Source organism: Rhizobium sp. 05N430, assembly GCF_056396985.1.
Map to the genome: position 1 here is coordinate 45,833 of NZ_JBFTMO010000007.1, position 15,372 is coordinate 61,204.

At 61.0% G+C, this 15,372-nt stretch carries 14 protein-coding genes; 11 read left to right on the forward strand and 3 right to left on the reverse strand.

Going from position 1 to position 15,372, the window contains the following annotated elements; translation table 11 throughout:
• The first annotated feature begins 95 nt into the window (after window positions 1–95).
• The 5 genes from hemB to AC1DJO_RS16080 all read left to right on the forward strand — a co-directional run bounded on the left by hemB (window position 96) and on the right by AC1DJO_RS16080 (window position 3,311).
• The gene (gene hemB, locus AC1DJO_RS16060; protein WP_477971686.1) at window positions 96–1,109 is read left to right on the forward strand and encodes a porphobilinogen synthase; all 1,014 of its coding nucleotides are present in this window, start codon (window positions 96–98) and stop codon (window positions 1,107–1,109) included.
• Between the two features lie 70 nt (window positions 1,110–1,179).
• A complete protein-coding gene (locus tag AC1DJO_RS16065; protein ID WP_477971688.1) occupies window positions 1,180–1,638 on the forward strand; it encodes an RDD family protein in 459 nt (152 codons plus the stop codon).
• Window positions 1,639–1,805: 167 nt separating this feature from the next.
• Entirely contained in the window at window positions 1,806–2,582 is a 777-nt protein-coding gene (locus AC1DJO_RS16070; RefSeq protein WP_477949768.1) for an arginyltransferase, read from the forward strand.
• Between the two features lie 118 nt (window positions 2,583–2,700).
• A complete protein-coding gene (locus AC1DJO_RS16075; protein ID WP_112517335.1) occupies window positions 2,701–2,922 on the forward strand; it encodes an AbrB/MazE/SpoVT family DNA-binding domain-containing protein in 222 nt (73 codons plus the stop codon).
• A complete protein-coding gene (locus AC1DJO_RS16080; RefSeq protein WP_477971690.1) occupies window positions 2,922–3,311 on the forward strand; it encodes a type II toxin-antitoxin system death-on-curing family toxin in 390 nt (129 codons plus the stop codon). Before AC1DJO_RS16075 ends, AC1DJO_RS16080 begins: the two co-directional genes overlap by 1 nt.
• On the opposite strand, the gene AC1DJO_RS16085 is transcribed toward AC1DJO_RS16080, so the two are convergent.
• Window positions 3,300–3,755: an SRPBCC family protein gene (locus AC1DJO_RS16085; RefSeq protein ID WP_112389583.1), complete on the reverse strand. Its 456-nt coding sequence runs from the start codon at window positions 3,753–3,755 to the stop codon at window positions 3,300–3,302. The two genes, AC1DJO_RS16080 and AC1DJO_RS16085, sit on opposite strands and share 12 nt — an antisense overlap.
• Before the next feature lie 161 nt (window positions 3,756–3,916).
• On the reverse strand, window positions 3,917–6,175 hold the full coding sequence (gene parC, locus AC1DJO_RS16090) for a DNA topoisomerase IV subunit A (protein ID WP_477971692.1): 2,259 nt from the start codon (window positions 6,173–6,175) through the stop codon (window positions 3,917–3,919).
• A gap of 217 nt (window positions 6,176–6,392) precedes the next feature.
• Between parC and AC1DJO_RS16095 the strand changes: the two genes are divergently transcribed.
• On the forward strand, window positions 6,393–7,580 hold the full coding sequence (locus AC1DJO_RS16095; RefSeq protein ID WP_112389581.1) for a hypothetical protein: 1,188 nt from the start codon (window positions 6,393–6,395) through the stop codon (window positions 7,578–7,580).
• 140 nt (window positions 7,581–7,720) lie between these two features.
• Here the strand turns inward: AC1DJO_RS16095 and aspS are convergent, their stop codons facing one another.
• Window positions 7,721–9,511, reverse strand: a complete 1,791-nt coding sequence (gene aspS / locus AC1DJO_RS16100) for an aspartate--tRNA ligase (RefSeq protein WP_477971695.1) — start codon at window positions 9,509–9,511, stop codon at window positions 7,721–7,723.
• A gap of 242 nt (window positions 9,512–9,753) precedes the next feature.
• Between aspS and AC1DJO_RS16105 the strand changes: the two genes are divergently transcribed.
• From AC1DJO_RS16105 to AC1DJO_RS16125, 5 genes are all read left to right on the forward strand, one after another.
• Window positions 9,754–11,145 (forward strand): multicopper oxidase family protein, encoded by a 1,392-nt coding sequence (locus AC1DJO_RS16105; protein ID WP_477971697.1) that lies wholly within the window; start codon window positions 9,754–9,756, stop codon window positions 11,143–11,145.
• 286 nt (window positions 11,146–11,431) lie between these two features.
• A complete protein-coding gene (locus AC1DJO_RS16110; protein WP_310298238.1) occupies window positions 11,432–11,557 on the forward strand; it encodes a hypothetical protein in 126 nt (41 codons plus the stop codon).
• 99 nt (window positions 11,558–11,656) lie between these two features.
• A complete protein-coding gene (gene rnd / locus AC1DJO_RS16115; RefSeq protein ID WP_477971699.1) occupies window positions 11,657–12,802 on the forward strand; it encodes a ribonuclease D in 1,146 nt (381 codons plus the stop codon).
• Between the two features lie 78 nt (window positions 12,803–12,880).
• Window positions 12,881–13,954, forward strand: coding sequence for an adenylate/guanylate cyclase domain-containing protein (locus tag AC1DJO_RS16120; protein WP_477971701.1), 1,074 nt, complete (start codon window positions 12,881–12,883; stop codon window positions 13,952–13,954).
• Window positions 13,955–13,999: 45 nt separating this feature from the next.
• A complete protein-coding gene (locus tag AC1DJO_RS16125) occupies window positions 14,000–15,358 on the forward strand; it encodes an esterase-like activity of phytase family protein (protein ID WP_477971703.1) in 1,359 nt (452 codons plus the stop codon).
• Window positions 15,359–15,372: the final 14 nt, after the last annotated feature.

The window sequence follows — 15,372 nt, forward strand, 5'->3', positions numbered from 1 at the left end:
ACGGGATCAGGCGGCGCGGCCAATCGTCCGGTTTGGATTTCGAAGATGGCATGATAATGAGCGCGCCAGCAAATGGAATGGCCAGGGACAAGACAATGCAGGACAAGACCCACCTCGTCGACGACATCACCGGACACCGCCGCATGCGCCGCAACCGCAAGGCCGACTGGACGCGCCGCCTGGTGCAGGAAAACCGGCTGACGGTGGACGATCTGATCTGGCCGGTCTTCGTCGTGCCCGGCAGCGGCATCGTCGAGCCGATCCCGGCAATGCCGGGTGTCAACCGGATGAGCGTCGACAAGCTGGTGGAAGCCGCCAGAGAAGCGGCCGATCTCGGCGTTCCCGCGATCGCCACCTTCCCGAATATCGAGATGGAGCTGCGCGACGCCACCGGCTCGAACAGCCTCGAGGTCAACAATCTGATCAACCAGGCGACGATCGCGCTGAAGAAGCATGTGCCCACTATCGGCGTGATCACCGATGTGGCGCTCGACCCGTTCACCAGCCATGGCCATGACGGCATTCTGCGCGATGGCGAGATCGTCAACGACGAGACGGTCGATCAGGTGGCGCGTGCAGCGGTGATGCAGGCCGATGCCGGTTCCGACATCATCTCGCCCTCCGAAATGATGGACGGACGCATCGGCGCCATCCGCTACGCGCTGGATGCGGCTGGCCACCAGAATGTCGGCATCATGAGCTATGCGACGAAATTCGCCTCCGCCTTCTACGGCCCCTACCGCGAGGCGATCTCGACCGGCGGCCTGCTGAAAGGCGACAAGAAGACCTATTATATCGACCCCGCCAATGGCACCGAGGCGATCCGCGATGCGGCACTCGACGTCGAGGAAGGCGCCGACATGCTGATGGTCAAGCCCGGCCTGCCCTATCTCGACATCTGCTGGCGGATGAAGGAAGCCTTCGGCCTGCCGACCTTCGCCTATCAGGTGTCGGGCGAATATTCGCAGATCAAGGCGGCGGCGGCGAACGGCTGGATCGATGGCGACCGGGCAATGATGGAGACGCTGCTCGCCTTCAAGCGCGCCGGCTGCGACGGGATCCTGACCTATTTCGCGATCGAGGTCGCGCGCAAGCTCGCCAAAGGCTGAAAATCGCGCATCATTGCATCTCCAGCCGCCGACACCATATCAGTGGCATCGTTTTTCAAAGGAGACCTCGATGAGCCTGAACCCCAATCCCGCCTACGCCGCACCGGACGACTGGCGCGCCTATAGCGGGACGCTCAGCCGGCGGGTCTTTGCGTTCATCCTGGATTACATCATCGTGCTGCTGCTGTGCATTCCGGCAGCGGTCGTGCTGTTTTTCCTGTCGATCGTGACGCTCGGCCTCGGCTTCTTCCTCTATCCGGCGCTCTTCGTCCTGGTGGCGGGCATCTATTTCGGCCTGACGGTCGGCGGCCCCTCGCAAGCGTCGCTCGGCATGCGGGCGATGGGCATCCAGATGATGCGCGTCGACGGGCGTCCGCTCGATTTCCTGACGGCGATCGTTCACCTGGCGCTGTTCTGGATTCTGAACTCGGTGCTGACGCCGCTGATTCTTCTGGTCGGCCTTTTCACCGAACGCAGCCGGATGATTCACGACTTCCTGGTCGGTACCGTGACGGTGCGCACCAACTGATTACGGAAATAAAGTCCCCGGCTGGCCTTTGCGTGCCAGTTCGGGGCGCCATATCAAATATCTACGACAAAATGATAGCGCGGAGAAACCGGCCGCGCTGTTGACGTTTTTTATTCTTAAGTCATGCTGTCAAGATTGACGGTCACCGAAGGAACCATCCGCGTCAGATGAATACGCAGACCACGCCATCCCCTCAGTTTTATCTGACGGCACCGGCTGCATGCCCGTATCTGCCGCAGGAGATGGAGCGCAAGGTCTTTACGCATCTGGTCGGCCCGCGTGCGGCCGAGATGAACGACATCCTGACGCAAGGCGGTTTCCGCCGCTCCCAGAACATCGCCTACCGCCCGGCCTGCGAAGCCTGTCGCGCCTGCGTCTCCGTGCGCATCCTGGCGCAGGAATTCCAGCCGACGAAATCGATGACGCGGGTGATGGGCAACAACAGCGATCTGATCGCCACCGAATTTCCGGCCCAGCCGTCCAGCGAGCAATATTCGCTGTTCCGCCGCTATCTCGACTATCGCCACCAGCAGGGCGGCATGTCTGACATGACTGTGCTCGACTATGCGATCATGGTGGAGGACACCCACGTCAACACGCGCATCATCGAATACCGCAAGCGGGAGGAAGGCTCCGGCCTCGAGAGCCGGCCGCGCGGCGAGCTGATCGCGGCTGCATTGACGGATACGATGAGCGACGGCCTGTCGATGGTCTACTCCTACTTCAACCCCGACTACGACCGCCGCTCGCTCGGCACCTACATGATCCTCGACCATGTGAAGCGCACGAAGGCGCTCGGCCTTCCACATGTCTATCTCGGTTACTGGGTCCAGGGATCGCGGAAGATGGATTACAAGACCCGCTTCCAGCCACAGGAACATCTGACGCCGCGCGGATGGGAGCGTTTCGATCCATCGGTGCTTGCCGAGGGCGGCACGGATTAAGCAGCCCCTCCTCTCTCTCATTGACGCGCAGCGGCAGGCGGCGAGCTTTGGAACAGAAGCCTGATTGAAGGCTGCCTTACCAGGTGTTATAACGTCGTTATCACAGAGGATTTCGATGATGAACGTAACCATTCGCAAGATCGGCAATTCGGAAGGCATTATCATTCCGAAGGAAATGCTTGACGGGCTTGGTGTCAAAGCTGGTGACGCCATGCAGTTACGCGCAGAGAATGGCCGTCTGACTATGGAGCCCGTGGCGGAAGATATCTCCGAGGATCTTGAGGCTGCGCGTCATTTTATGGAAAAATACAAAAACGCCTTGAAGAAGCTTGCCGAGTAATGGCGTTCAAGTTTCTAAGCCGGAAGGCGGTCGAAGAGCTTCACCGTATGCAAATCCAGCGCTTCGGCGGTCTTGAGGGCCTGCGTGACGAAGGTCTGCTGGAATCGGCCATCGCCAGACCGCTTCAGAAGGCGCACTACGGTTGCGAAGACGTCATTGAGCTCGCCGCAGCCTATCTTTTCGGCTTGGCCAGAAATCACGCATTTTTCGATGGCAATAAGAGAATTGCCATCGTTGCTTGCGGCGTGTTCCTTCTAAAGAATGGCTTCGAGCTCGAAACGAGTGACGCGAGGCTCTATGAGTTCGTCATGAGCGTCGCGGCGGGTGACGTGGGAGAAGACGGCGCCGCCCGCTTCCTCCGTGATTTAAGTGTACCGCTAGCTCGCTAGCCGGTCGACCTGGTCGACTTCCCGTTCCAGACCTTCCATCACATGCGCCCAGCCCTGACGGGTCTTTTCTTCGTGGGCTGCCCATTCCGAGCACATTTCGTGCGTCAGCGTCAGGCGGCAGCCGCTGCCCAGCTGTTCGAAATCGATCTGGACGCGGTCGGTGCAATGGTCGTGATCTTCGACGGAGAAGCTGAAGACCATGCGTTTCGGGCGGTGCAGTTCCAGGAAGATGCCGCTGTGGCAGGCATCGCCGGTCGGGCGGCGGTCGACGACGAGGAAGCGTCCGCCGACATGTGCGTCGATTTCGGCACGAATGACATGGCCATCATCGGTGGCGAAGAGGAAGCGCCTGGCTATCGCCGGATTGAGCCAGGAATCATAGACCACCGACGGCGGCGCTCTATAGGTATGCGTAACGGTGAGTTTGATCTTCTCTGCGGACATCGATTTTCCTCCGTGTGACAGGCCCAATGCACGCCGCAGGTTCTCTGCGGGGCCATTCCGTCCGCCTTCGGAATGGAGCCGTTCCCAGTTTTTTGGTGACAGGACTGAGATAGAGGAGGCAAACCGCTCGCCAAGAGCGGCTCGCCAAAATGTTACCGGTGTCAACCGGCGAATTTGCCGCTACGCGGGAAGCCCTTCGGGACGGTGCGTCCGGCCGTGGCGCGGTCGGCCAACCATTCGGCAAGCTCGTCCTTGTTCTTGTTGAACATGCGGCCTGCACTGTCTTCCCAGGAGAGGCCGGCATCGATCGCGAAGCAGCGGACATCGGAGATGCCGCCATCCTTGTAGCGCTGCAGGCGCACGCCCTTGCCGCGGCCCATTTCGGGGATCTGCGCCAGCGGGAAGACCAGCAGCTTGCGGTTTTCGCCGACGACGGCCACGTGGTCGCCACTAACGGGAACCAAGAGCTTGGTCTCATCGGGCATCGAGACGTTCATGATCTGCTTGCCCTTGCGGGTATTGGCAGCCATTTCCGCTTCCGCAACGACGAAGCCGTTGCCGGCCGTCGAGACGATCAGCTGTTTGCGGGCGGGATCGTGAACGAAGGCGGTCAGCACGTCCTGATCGTTGTCCATGTCGATCATGATGCGCAGTGGTTCGCCATGGCCACGGCCGCCTGGCAGCTTGTCGCCGCCCAGCGTGAAGGCTTTGCCGCCGGTGGTGACGATCAGGATCTTGTCGGTCGTCTGCGCCGGGAATGCGACCTTCAGCGCATCGCCTTCCTTGAAGGTCAGCGACGCGGTATCGGAGATATGGCCCTTCAGAGCGCGGATCCAGCCCTTTTCGGAGACGACGACGGTGATCGGTTCCTTCTCGATCATCGCCTGCTGGATGGCATCTTCATCGGCCTCAGGCGCATCGGCGAACTGGGTGCGGCGGCGGCCGAGCTCGGTCGCCTTGGCGAATTTCTTCTTCAACTCGCCGATTTCCCAGGCAACCGTCTGCCACTGTTTCTCGTCGGAGGCGAGCAGCGCTTCGATGCCGGCCTTCTCGGCGGTCAGTTCGTCGAACTCCTTGCGGATCTCGAATTCCTCGAGCTTGCGCAGCGAGCGCAGCCGCATGTTGAGGATCGCCTCAACCTGATTGTCCGTCAGGTCCCAGCGGGCGATCATCACCGGCTTCGGCTCGTCTTCCTCGCGAATGATGCGGATGACTTCATCGATATTCAGGTAGGCGATCAACAGACCGCCGAGGATTTCAATGCGCCGTTCGATGGCGGCAAGGCGGAAGCGCGAGCGGCGCTGCAGCACGTCGCGGCGGTGATCCAGCCATTCCTTCAGCACTTCGTTCAACGCCATGACGCGCGGAACGCGGCCCATCGACAGCACGTTCATGTTCAGCGGGAAGCGGCTTTCGAGCTCCGTCAGCTTGAACATCGATTCCATCAGGATCGTCGGATCGACGGTGCGGTTCTTCGGCACCAGAACGACGCGTACGTCTTCGGCGGACTCGTCGCGGATATCTTCCAGCAGCGGCAGCTTGCGGGCGATCAAGAGCTCGGCGATCTTTTCGATCAGGCGCGACTTCTGAACCTGGAAGGGGATTTCGGTGACGACGATCTGGTAGCCGCCGCGCCCGAGATCCTCGGTCTCCCACTTGGCGCGCGTGCGGAAACCGCCGCGGCCGGTCTTGTAGGCCTCGATGATGCTGGCGCGGCTATCGATGATGATGCCGCCGGTCGGGAAGTCGGGCCCGGGAATGAAGGACTCGACCAGCGTCTCGACCGTGGCATCCGGATGCTTGATCAGATGCAGCGCGGCATCGCAGAGTTCGTGCGCATTATGCGAGGGAATGGAGGTCGCCATGCCGACGGCGATGCCGGACGAGCCGTTGGCGAGCAGGTTCGGGAAGGAACCCGGCAGAACCGTCGGTTCCTCGTCTTCCTCATTATAGGTCAGGCGGAAATCGACGGCGTCCTGTTCGATACCGTCGAGCAGCAGCGCGGTGACCTCGGTCATGCGAGCTTCGGTGTAACGATAGGCAGCCGCATTGTCGCCGTCGATATTGCCGAAGTTCCCCTGCCCGTCCACCAGCGGATAGCGCTGCGAGAAGTCCTGCGCCAGGCGCACCAGCGCGTCATAAACCGACTGGTCGCCATGCGGGTGGAACTTACCGATGACGTCACCGACGATACGGGCGCATTTCTTGAAGGCGGCGTTGGGGCGGATGCCCATCTCGCTCATCGCGTGGATGATGCGCCGGTGCACCGGCTTCAGGCCGTCGCGCACATCAGGAAGAGCGCGGTGCATGATGGTCGACAGCGCATAGGCCAAGTAACGCTCTTCGAGCGCGGCCTTGAGGTCAACCGGAAGAATGCTGTCGTCGTCCCCGCCGGAAGGCGGCAAAATCTCTTGTCCCATAGGCCTTGCCTAGCCTAGAAGGCTCTCCACGGCAAGGAATCGGGGGGCTTGCGCCTGTGGATGACGTGCCAGAATGACATCATGTGGCCATCAAGCATCGCCACGTCATTTGGACTTCGTTTGCTTTGCGTATCAACTAAAATTTAGAGTTCGCACAAATATAACGCGCCTCGACCTCGCAATAGACTAGCCCTAACCGCCACCAGAGGATTTCGTCATGACATTTTACCGGACCACCCGGCTTATGCTTTCCGGCGCAGCATTCCTGTCACTCGCCACCAGCGCGTTCGCCCTCGACGGCCAGGATCTGCTGAAAAAGCTGAACGCTGCCTATATCGCGCAGGGCGGCACGATCGTTGCCGATGGCGTCGATGTCAACGACACGACGGTGACGCTGAAGAATGCCGGCTTCAAGCCTGCCGCCGGCGAAGCGCTGAAGATCGGCGACATCACGCTGACAGGTGTCGAGGAAGACGAGGACGGCGGCTACTATATCGAAGAAGCGACCTTCCCCGACATCAACGTCACCGAAGACGGTGCGACCGTCAGCGCCAGCGATATGAAACTCGGCGGCATCTCCATCCCGGCTGATGCGACGGGCGACGGCATCGATTCCATGCTACTCTATGAGACGGCGCATACCGGCCCGTTCAAGGTCACCAAGGACGGCAAGGACGTGTTCTCGCTGGCCGAGACCGACATGAACCTGACGGTTCGCGAAGACGAGTCCGGCTTCGACTTCGACGGCGCCTTCAAGAGCATGAAGGCCGATCTCAGCAACGCTCCTGACCCGCAGTCAAAGGAAGCGATCGAGAAGCTCGCGCTCGAGCATGTCAATGGCGACATCACCATGAAGGGCGCCTGGGATCTGGCTCCCGGCACGATCGACATTTCCGAGTTCGCCTTCGACGTCACCAATGTCGGCCGCCTGAACCTTGCCTTCAAGATTTCAGGCTACACGCCCGCCTTCATGAAGTCGCTGCAGGAAGCCGCCAAGGCCTCCGAAGCCAACCCGAACAAGGAAGAAGCCCAGCAGGCCCTCGGCCTTGCCATGCTCGGCCTGCTGCAGCAGCTGTCCTTCAACAGCGCCGAAATCCGCTTCGACGACGCTTCGATCACCAAGCGTGCGCTCGACTATGCCGGTTCCAAGCAGAACATGACCGGCAAGCAGATGGGCGACGCGCTGAAGGCCATGGCACCGCTGGCCGTTGCGCAGCTCAACGTTCCCGAACTGCAGAACGCCATTTCGGCAGCCGTGAACACTTATCTCGACGACCCGAAGAGCTTCGTCGTCAGCGCGGCACCAGCGCAGGCCGTGCCGTTCCCGACGATCATGGGTGCCGCCATGGGCGCTCCGAACACGCTGCCCAACGTTCTCGGCGTGAAGATCAACGCGAACCAGTAAGATCAGGCAAATCCGGCCTGCATTCTGATGACCCGGCCGTTCAGCGGCCGGGTTTTTCTTTGCCGCCAGAACCCTCAAAAAAGAAAGAGCCGCCTTCGCGTGACGAAGGCGGCTCTTCGAAATGAGTGAAGGAGCTAGGCTCAGTCCTTCTTCGGCTGCGGCATGACGCGCAGCGACAGTTCCATGAGCTGCTTCGGCGTTGCCGGCGACGGCGCGTTCATCAGAAGATCTTGTGCCTGCTGGTTCATCGGGAACAGCGTGATCTCGCGCAGGTTCTTGGCGCCGAGCAGCAGCATGACGATGCGGTCGATGCCGAATGCGCAGCCGCCATGCGGAGGCGCGCCGTACTGGAAGGCGCGGTACATGCCACCGAAGCGCTCTTCGACATCTGTCTGGCTGAGGCCGACCAGTTCGAAGGCCTTGACCATGGCTTCCGGAGACTGGTTACGGATCGACCCCGAAGCGATTTCGAAGCCGTTGCAGACGGCGTCGTACTGGTAGGCCTTGAGCGACAGCGGCTCCTTGGTCTGCAGCGCCTCGAGACCGCCCTGCGGCATCGAGAAGGGGTTGTGCGCGAAGTCGACCTTCTTGTCCTCCTCGCTCCATTCGTAGAACGGGAAGTCGATGATCCAGCACAGCTCGAAGCGGTCGCGATCGACGAGGTTCAGGTCTTCACCGGCCTTGGTGCGGGCTTCGCCTGCGAACTTGTAGAACTTGGCAGGTTCGCCAGCGACGAAGAAGGCGGCGTCGCCTGCCTCAAGTCCGAGCTGAACGCGAAGGGCTTCAGTACGCTCTTCGCCGATGTTCTTGGCGAGCGGGCCGGAGCCGCCGACCTTGCCGTCCTCTTCCTTCCAGAAGATGTAGCCGAGGCCCGGCTGTCCCAACGACTGCGCCCAGGCATTCATGCGGTCGCAGAATGCGCGCGAGCCGCCTGTCTTAGCCGGGATTGCCCAGACTTCGACCTTCGGGTTTGCGGCGATCATGCCGGCGAAAACCTTGAAGCCGGAGCCGGCGAAATGTTCGGTGACGGCCTGCATCTCGATCGGGTTGCGCAGGTCCGGCTTGTCGGAGCCGTATTTGCGGATCGCGAGGTCGTAGGGGATGCGCGGCCATTCCTTGGTGACCGGCTTGCCTTCGGCGAACTGCTCGAACACGTTGGTGACGATCGGGGCCATCGTATCCCAGACGTCTTCCTGGGTGACGAAGCTCATTTCGACGTCGAGCTGGTAGAATTCGCCCGGCAGACGGTCGGCACGCGGATCTTCGTCGCGGAAGCACGGCGCGATCTGGAAGTAGCGGTCGAAACCGGCAACCATCAGCAGCTGCTTGTACTGCTGCGGCGCCTGCGGCAGAGCGAAGAACTGGCCGGGATGGATGCGGCTCGGAACGAGGAAGTCGCGCGCGCCTTCCGGCGAAGAAGCCGTCAGGATCGGCGTCGTGTATTCGCCGAAGCCGGCCGAGGCCATGCGGTTGCGGATATCCGAGATGATCTGCGTGCGCTTGACGATGTTCTTGTGCAGCGTGTCGCGGCGCAGGTCGAGGAAGCGGTACTTGAGGCGAACGTCTTCAGGATAATCAGGCTCGCCGAAGACCGGGAGCGGCAGTTCCTTGGCAATCGCCAGGACTTCGATCTCCTGGGCGTAGAGTTCGATCTCGCCGGTCGCCATGGTCTTGTTGACGGTATCTTCCGTGCGGGCCTTCACGAGACCATCGATACGGATGACCCACTCACCACGCACGATTTCGGCGGTCTTGAAGGCCGGAGAATCCGGATCGGCGACGACCTGGGTGATGCCGTAGTGATCGCGAAGGTCGATGAAGAGCACGCCGCCATGGTCACGAACGCGGTGAACCCAGCCGGAAATCCGGACGGTCGAGCCGACGTCCGACTTGCGGAGGGCGGCACAGGTGTGGCTGCGGTAGCGATGCATAATCTCAATTCCCGGTATCTGCTGAGACGGCTGCAAGGGCAAATTCCACCCTCAAGCGCCGACAAGAAAATCGGGCGGAAAAGCGCATGGACGGTCTGATTTGTCAAGGCTTGGCGGACATTCGCGCCGGTTAGACGCCGGTTTATTGTGGTGGCGGCTGCGGCAGTTTGGCTGGCACTTGCTTATTGATGAAACCGCCAGTCAACTTTAAAGATGGCGCATCCCTGCCGCCGGAGCGTTCCATGCCTCTCCTCACCCGCCGTAACCTTCTGAAAGCTTCCGCAGTCGCAGGCGCCTATGGCGTGGGCATCGGGGTCGCCGGCAAATTCGGCTTTGCCGAGGCCGCACCCGAGTCGCAGGTGCTGAAGGCGGTGAAGACGCAGGCGGCGCTGACCGAGTTCGGGCCGACTAAGGACATCATGACCTGGGGCGACCAGGGCATGCCGCCGGTGCTGCGCATGGCCCGCGGCAAGCCCTATGCGGCTAAGCTGACGAATACGCTCGACGAGCCGACGACGATCCACTGGCACGGCCTGCGGATCGACAACCGGATGGACGGCGTACCGTTCATGACGCAGCCTTATGTCTATACGAACGACAGCTTCGACTATAACTTCACACCGCCGGATGCCGGAACCTTCTGGTATCACCCGCATTGCAACACGCTGACCCAGATGGGCCATGGGATGACCGGCGTCATCGTCGTCGAAGATCCGGCCGATCCGGTCTTCGACGCCGAAGTGGTGCTCAATCTGCGCGACTGGCGGCTTGGCGGCGACGGGCAGTTCATTGCCCCGTTCCGGCCGCGCGATGCGGCCAAGACCGGCACCTACGGCACGGTGCGCACCGCCAACTGGCACCAGGAGCCGCAATATGATGCGCCGTCAGGCGGTCTCGTGCGCCTGCGCATCGCCATCACTGACGTCACCCGCATCTATTCGCTGAAGATGGAGGGCGCCGAGGCGACCGTCGTCGCCATCGACGGCAATCCGGTGCCGAAGCGTTTTCCGCTCGAACTACTGCAGATCGGCCCCGGCCAGCGGCTGGATCTCGCGGTTCGCATGCCTGACAGCGAAGGTGGCATCGCCACGCTCGAGGACATTCGCGGCACGAACCCGAAGACGCTTGCAAGCCTGCGCGCCACCGGACAATCGCTGAAGCGGAACGCCGGAGATCTTGGGGCGCTTGCTGCCAATCCCGTGCCGGAGGCCGATCTCTCGTCCGCCGAAAAGATCCCGCTGCTGCTCAGCGCCACGGCAGAGAATGCGCCCGCCGACAGCATCTGCGGCACGCTCGGCTACAGTTTCTGGGCGATCAACAAGGTTCCGTGGCCCGGAGACACGCCGGATCCGACAGCGCCGCTCGCCGAACTCAAGCAGGGCAAGAGCTACATCTTCCAGCTCGAAAACGTCACCCCTCACCTGCACCCGATCCATCTGCACGGCATGAGCTTCAAGGTGATCTCGTCGTCGACGCGCGAGGTGATGCCCGTCGTCTCCGACACCTATCTGATCCAGCCCGACGAGAAAGTGCAACTCGCCTTCGTCGCCGACAACCCGGGCGACTGGCTGCTCCATTGCCATATCATCGAGCACCAGAAGACCGGCATGACGAGCTATGTCAGGGTCGTTTGAGGTGATTGCGTAATGAACGCTTAGATTGTATAAAAATGCGTGACATCCATATTGGAACAGTCTGCACCATGAGCCTTGTCCACAATGAGCGGACCAAACTGACCGCTACTTACATAAATGGCGTTGCGATCGCGGTTTTCGCCGTTGGCTCATTTGCACCCGCAATCGCTAGTCTGAATAACACCAGCAGTTTGCTGTCCGTAGGCAACCTCGTAGTCGTGATTTGCTTGGGAGCTTCCGGCGCACTACATTTCCTTGCACGGAGAACTCTGAAAGGCCTTTCGCCATGACCATTGATCAATTTCTGAATATGTTGATCGTGCCGGTAGGTGGCCTTGTGCTCGGCTTGACCGTGTTCCTCGCGACCAGAGGCGATCGCAAACACAACGAGAAGCCTCATCCCGGCGAATAGCCCACATCCGTACGGCAAGCAGCGCCTTCAACGTATTGACATATCACTTCGAAAGGAGAAGGAAGGTTAAACGTCCTTTTTCCTTGTGAATGAATTGATATGATCGAAACAACCGCCGAATTGGCGGCCGCCTGCAAAGAGCTGGCCAAGTCCGACTTCATCACGATCGACACCGAGTTTCTGCGTGAAACCACCTTCTGGCCGGAGCTCTGCCTGATCCAGATGGCGAGCCCGACGACCGAAGTCATCGTCGATCCTTTGGCCAAGGGCATCGACCTGACGCCGTTCTTCGAGCTGATGGCGGACACCAAGGTTCTGAAGGTGTTTCACGCCGCGCGGCAGGATATCGAAATCATTTTCAACCGCGGCGGGCTGATCCCGCATCCGATCTTCGACACGCAGGTTGCAGCCATGGTCTGCGGCTTCGGCGACAGCGTTTCCTACGACCAGCTCGTCAGCCGCACCAAGGGTGTGCAGATCGACAAGTCTTCGCGCTTCACCGACTGGAGCCGCCGCCCGCTTTCCGAAAAGCAGCTGGATTATGCGCTGGCCGACGTCACGCATCTGCGCGACGCCTATCTCTATCTGAAGGACGAACTGGAGCGCGAAGGCCGCTCCTCCTGGCTTTCGGAAGAGATGGATGTGCTCGAGGCGCGTGAAACCTACGACATGCATCCTGACGACGCTTGGCAGCGCCTGAAGATGCGCCTGCGCAAGCCGCAGGAACTGGCGATCCTGAAATATGTCGCCGCCTGGCGCGAACGCGAGGCCCGCGCCCGCAACGTGCCGCGCTCGCGCGTGCTGAAGGACGACGCGATCTACGAGATCGCCCAGCAGCAGCCCAAGGATACCGAAGCACTCGGGCGCCTGCGGACCATCCCGAAGGGCTGGGAGCGCTCCTCGTCCGGCGCCGCTGTCCTCGAAGCCGTCAACGAGGCGCTGGCGCTGCCGAAGGCCGACATGCCGCATGTGCCGCGCCACACCCAGGCACCGGAAGGCGCTGCGGCTGCCGTCGAGCTGCTCAAGGTCCTCTTGAAGCTGATCTCCGAAAAACATGGCGTCGCGCCAAAGGTCATCGCCAATAGCGAGGATCTCGACAAGATCGCTGCCGAAGGCGAAAAAGCCGAGGTTTCGGCTCTGCATGGCTGGCGCCGGGAGCTGTTCGGCGAGCCTGCGCTGCAGCTGATCAAGGGCGAGATCGCGCTGCGTTTTGCCGGCCGGAAGGTGGATACCGTCCCTCTCTGAGGGTTCTTGCCTTTGAAATGCCTTGACCGGCCACCTACATGGCCGGACACTATACGGCAAATCAAGGCGATAGCGCTGATGCGAGAAATATCACCGGTACAGAACTGGCTCCTGCTTTCGATTGTCATGGCCGGCAGCGGCGTTCTCTACGACGTGCTGTTCTATGGCGACAGCAGGCCGTTCATCGGGGCAACCTTCGCACTGTTCATCGGCATGCCGATCCTCGCCTTCGAGCGCAAGGCGATCCTGCGTGGCCTCTCACGCCGGATCCAGCGGCTGCCGACGCTGACCTATTTCCTGGCGCAGCTGTTCATCTATGAAATCCTGATGAGCCTCGGCTTTGCCGTTGCCGGGCTTTTCCTGCGCGGCATCGGCGCCATCCCGTCGACATCCTGGGTCGAGGCGATCGTCCTGCCGTTCAACGTCTTCATGTATGCGCTCGTCGTCTGCGCCGCGGTGATCTTCGTCGTGCGTGTCCGCGAACTGCTCGGCCGCGACGTCTTCCTTGCGATGCTGACCGGCCGCTACCGAAACCCTGTGAGCGAAGAACGCATCTTCCTGTTCATCGACCTGGTGGATTCGACGCCCTTTGCCGAGAAGCACGGCGACCTGCGCGCCCAGCAGATGCTGAACTCGCTGTTTGCCGCCTTTGCAGAGCCCGTCCGGCGCAACCGGGGCACGATCGACGATTATGTCGGCGATGCCGCGATCATCACCTGGCCGCTTGCCCGCGGCATGAAGAACGGCCGCTGCGTACGTTGCGTCTTCGATATCCTGAACGCCATCGAAGACGAAGCGGAGGGCTGGCTGAAGCGCTACGGGCAGGTTCCGCGGTTGCGCGCCGCCCTGCATGGCGGCTTCGTCATCACCGCCGAGATCGGCATCGATCATCACAAGATCACCTATTTCGGCGATACGGTGAACACCACGTCGCGGCTGGAGTCGCTCTGCAAGGCGCTGAACCGGCCGATCCTCATCTCCAGCGAACTCGCCGGCCGCATAACGCTGCCGGATTTCGTCAATGCCGAGGATCTGGGCATCCATGCCCTCAAGGGCCGCGGCCAAGGCCTCGGCGTCATGGCGCTGGCGCAAGCCATCCCGCTTTCGGCGCAGTCACCAAAGCTTCACTCAACAGTCAACTCGGCGACATAGATCGGCTGCTAATCGAGACCGCCACTTCATTTTTTGGGGGTCTCCATGAAGAAAGCTCTTTTCGCTTCCGTTTCCCTATTGCTTCTGATCGCCACGTCCGCTTCGGCCGACCAGCAGGAATTTACCGCCACGCTCGCAGGCCAGGCGATCCTGCCTGCCAACACGATGACACCCGCTCCTGCCGATGCGCCCGAATTCCTGAAGCGTTCCGGCAAATTCACGACTGTTGACCGCAAGCGCACCGAAGCGCTTGGCACCGTACCGGGCAAGGATGGCGCCCGCGTCACCGATCTCAAGCTGCCGTTCGACGGTCAGCCGATCCAGGGCTTCTCCGGTATCAAGACGATGGCCGACGGCACTTTCTGGACGCTGTCCGACAACGGCTTCGGCTCCAAGTTCACGTCTTCCGACTCGATGCTCTTCCTGCACCAAATGACGTTCGACTGGGCCTCCAACAAGGCCGAGGTCGTCAAGAACCTCTTCCTTTCCGATCCGAACAAGATCGCCCCTTTCCCGATCGTCATGGAAGGCTCGGACACCCGTTATCTGACCGGCGCCGATTTCGACATCGAATCCGTCCAGCCGGTGGCCGACGGTTTCTGGATCGGCGACGAGTTCGGTCCCTATCTGCTGAAGTTCGATGCCAAGGGCGCGCTCACCGACGTCATCCCGACCACCGTCGATGGCAAGCCGGTGATCTCGCCTGACAACGCGCTGATCCAGCTGCCGGGTACACCTGTCGGCAAGAACCCGGTCTTCAACCTGAAGCGCTCCGGCGGCTTCGAGGGACTTGCGATGTCGAAGGATGGAGCCAAGCTCTACGGCCTGCTCGAAGGCGCGCTCTTCCAGGACGACGGCAAGATGGAAACGGTCGATGGCCATACCGCGATCCGTGTCATCGAATTCGACGTCGCCTCGAAGAAGTGGACCGGCCGCAGCTGGTTCTATCCGTTCGAAGACAAGGGCGCCTCGATCGGCGACTTCAACATGCTGGACGAGACGACCGCTCTGGTCATCGAGCGCGACAATGGCGCCGGCACCAAGGACAAGGCTTGCGCCGATCCGAAGCAGCCGAAGCCGGATTGCTTCGAGGCGCCTGCAGAGCTGAAGCGCGTCTACAAGATCGAGTTCAACGACGCCAATGTTGGCAAGGCGGTCCGCAAGATCGGCTATATCGATCTGCTCAATATCAAGGACCCCGACAACAAGAAGAAGGCCGGCAGCAAGGACGGCGTCTACGACATGCCGTTCGTGACGATCGAGAATGTCGATCGCGTCGATGACACCCACATCATCATCGGCAACGACAACAACCTGCCCTTCTCGGCCGGCCGCGCCGTCGACAAGGCTGACAACAACGAATTCAGCCTGCTCGAAGTGGGCGAGTTCCTGAACGCGAAGTAATTCGGGTCCCGAGA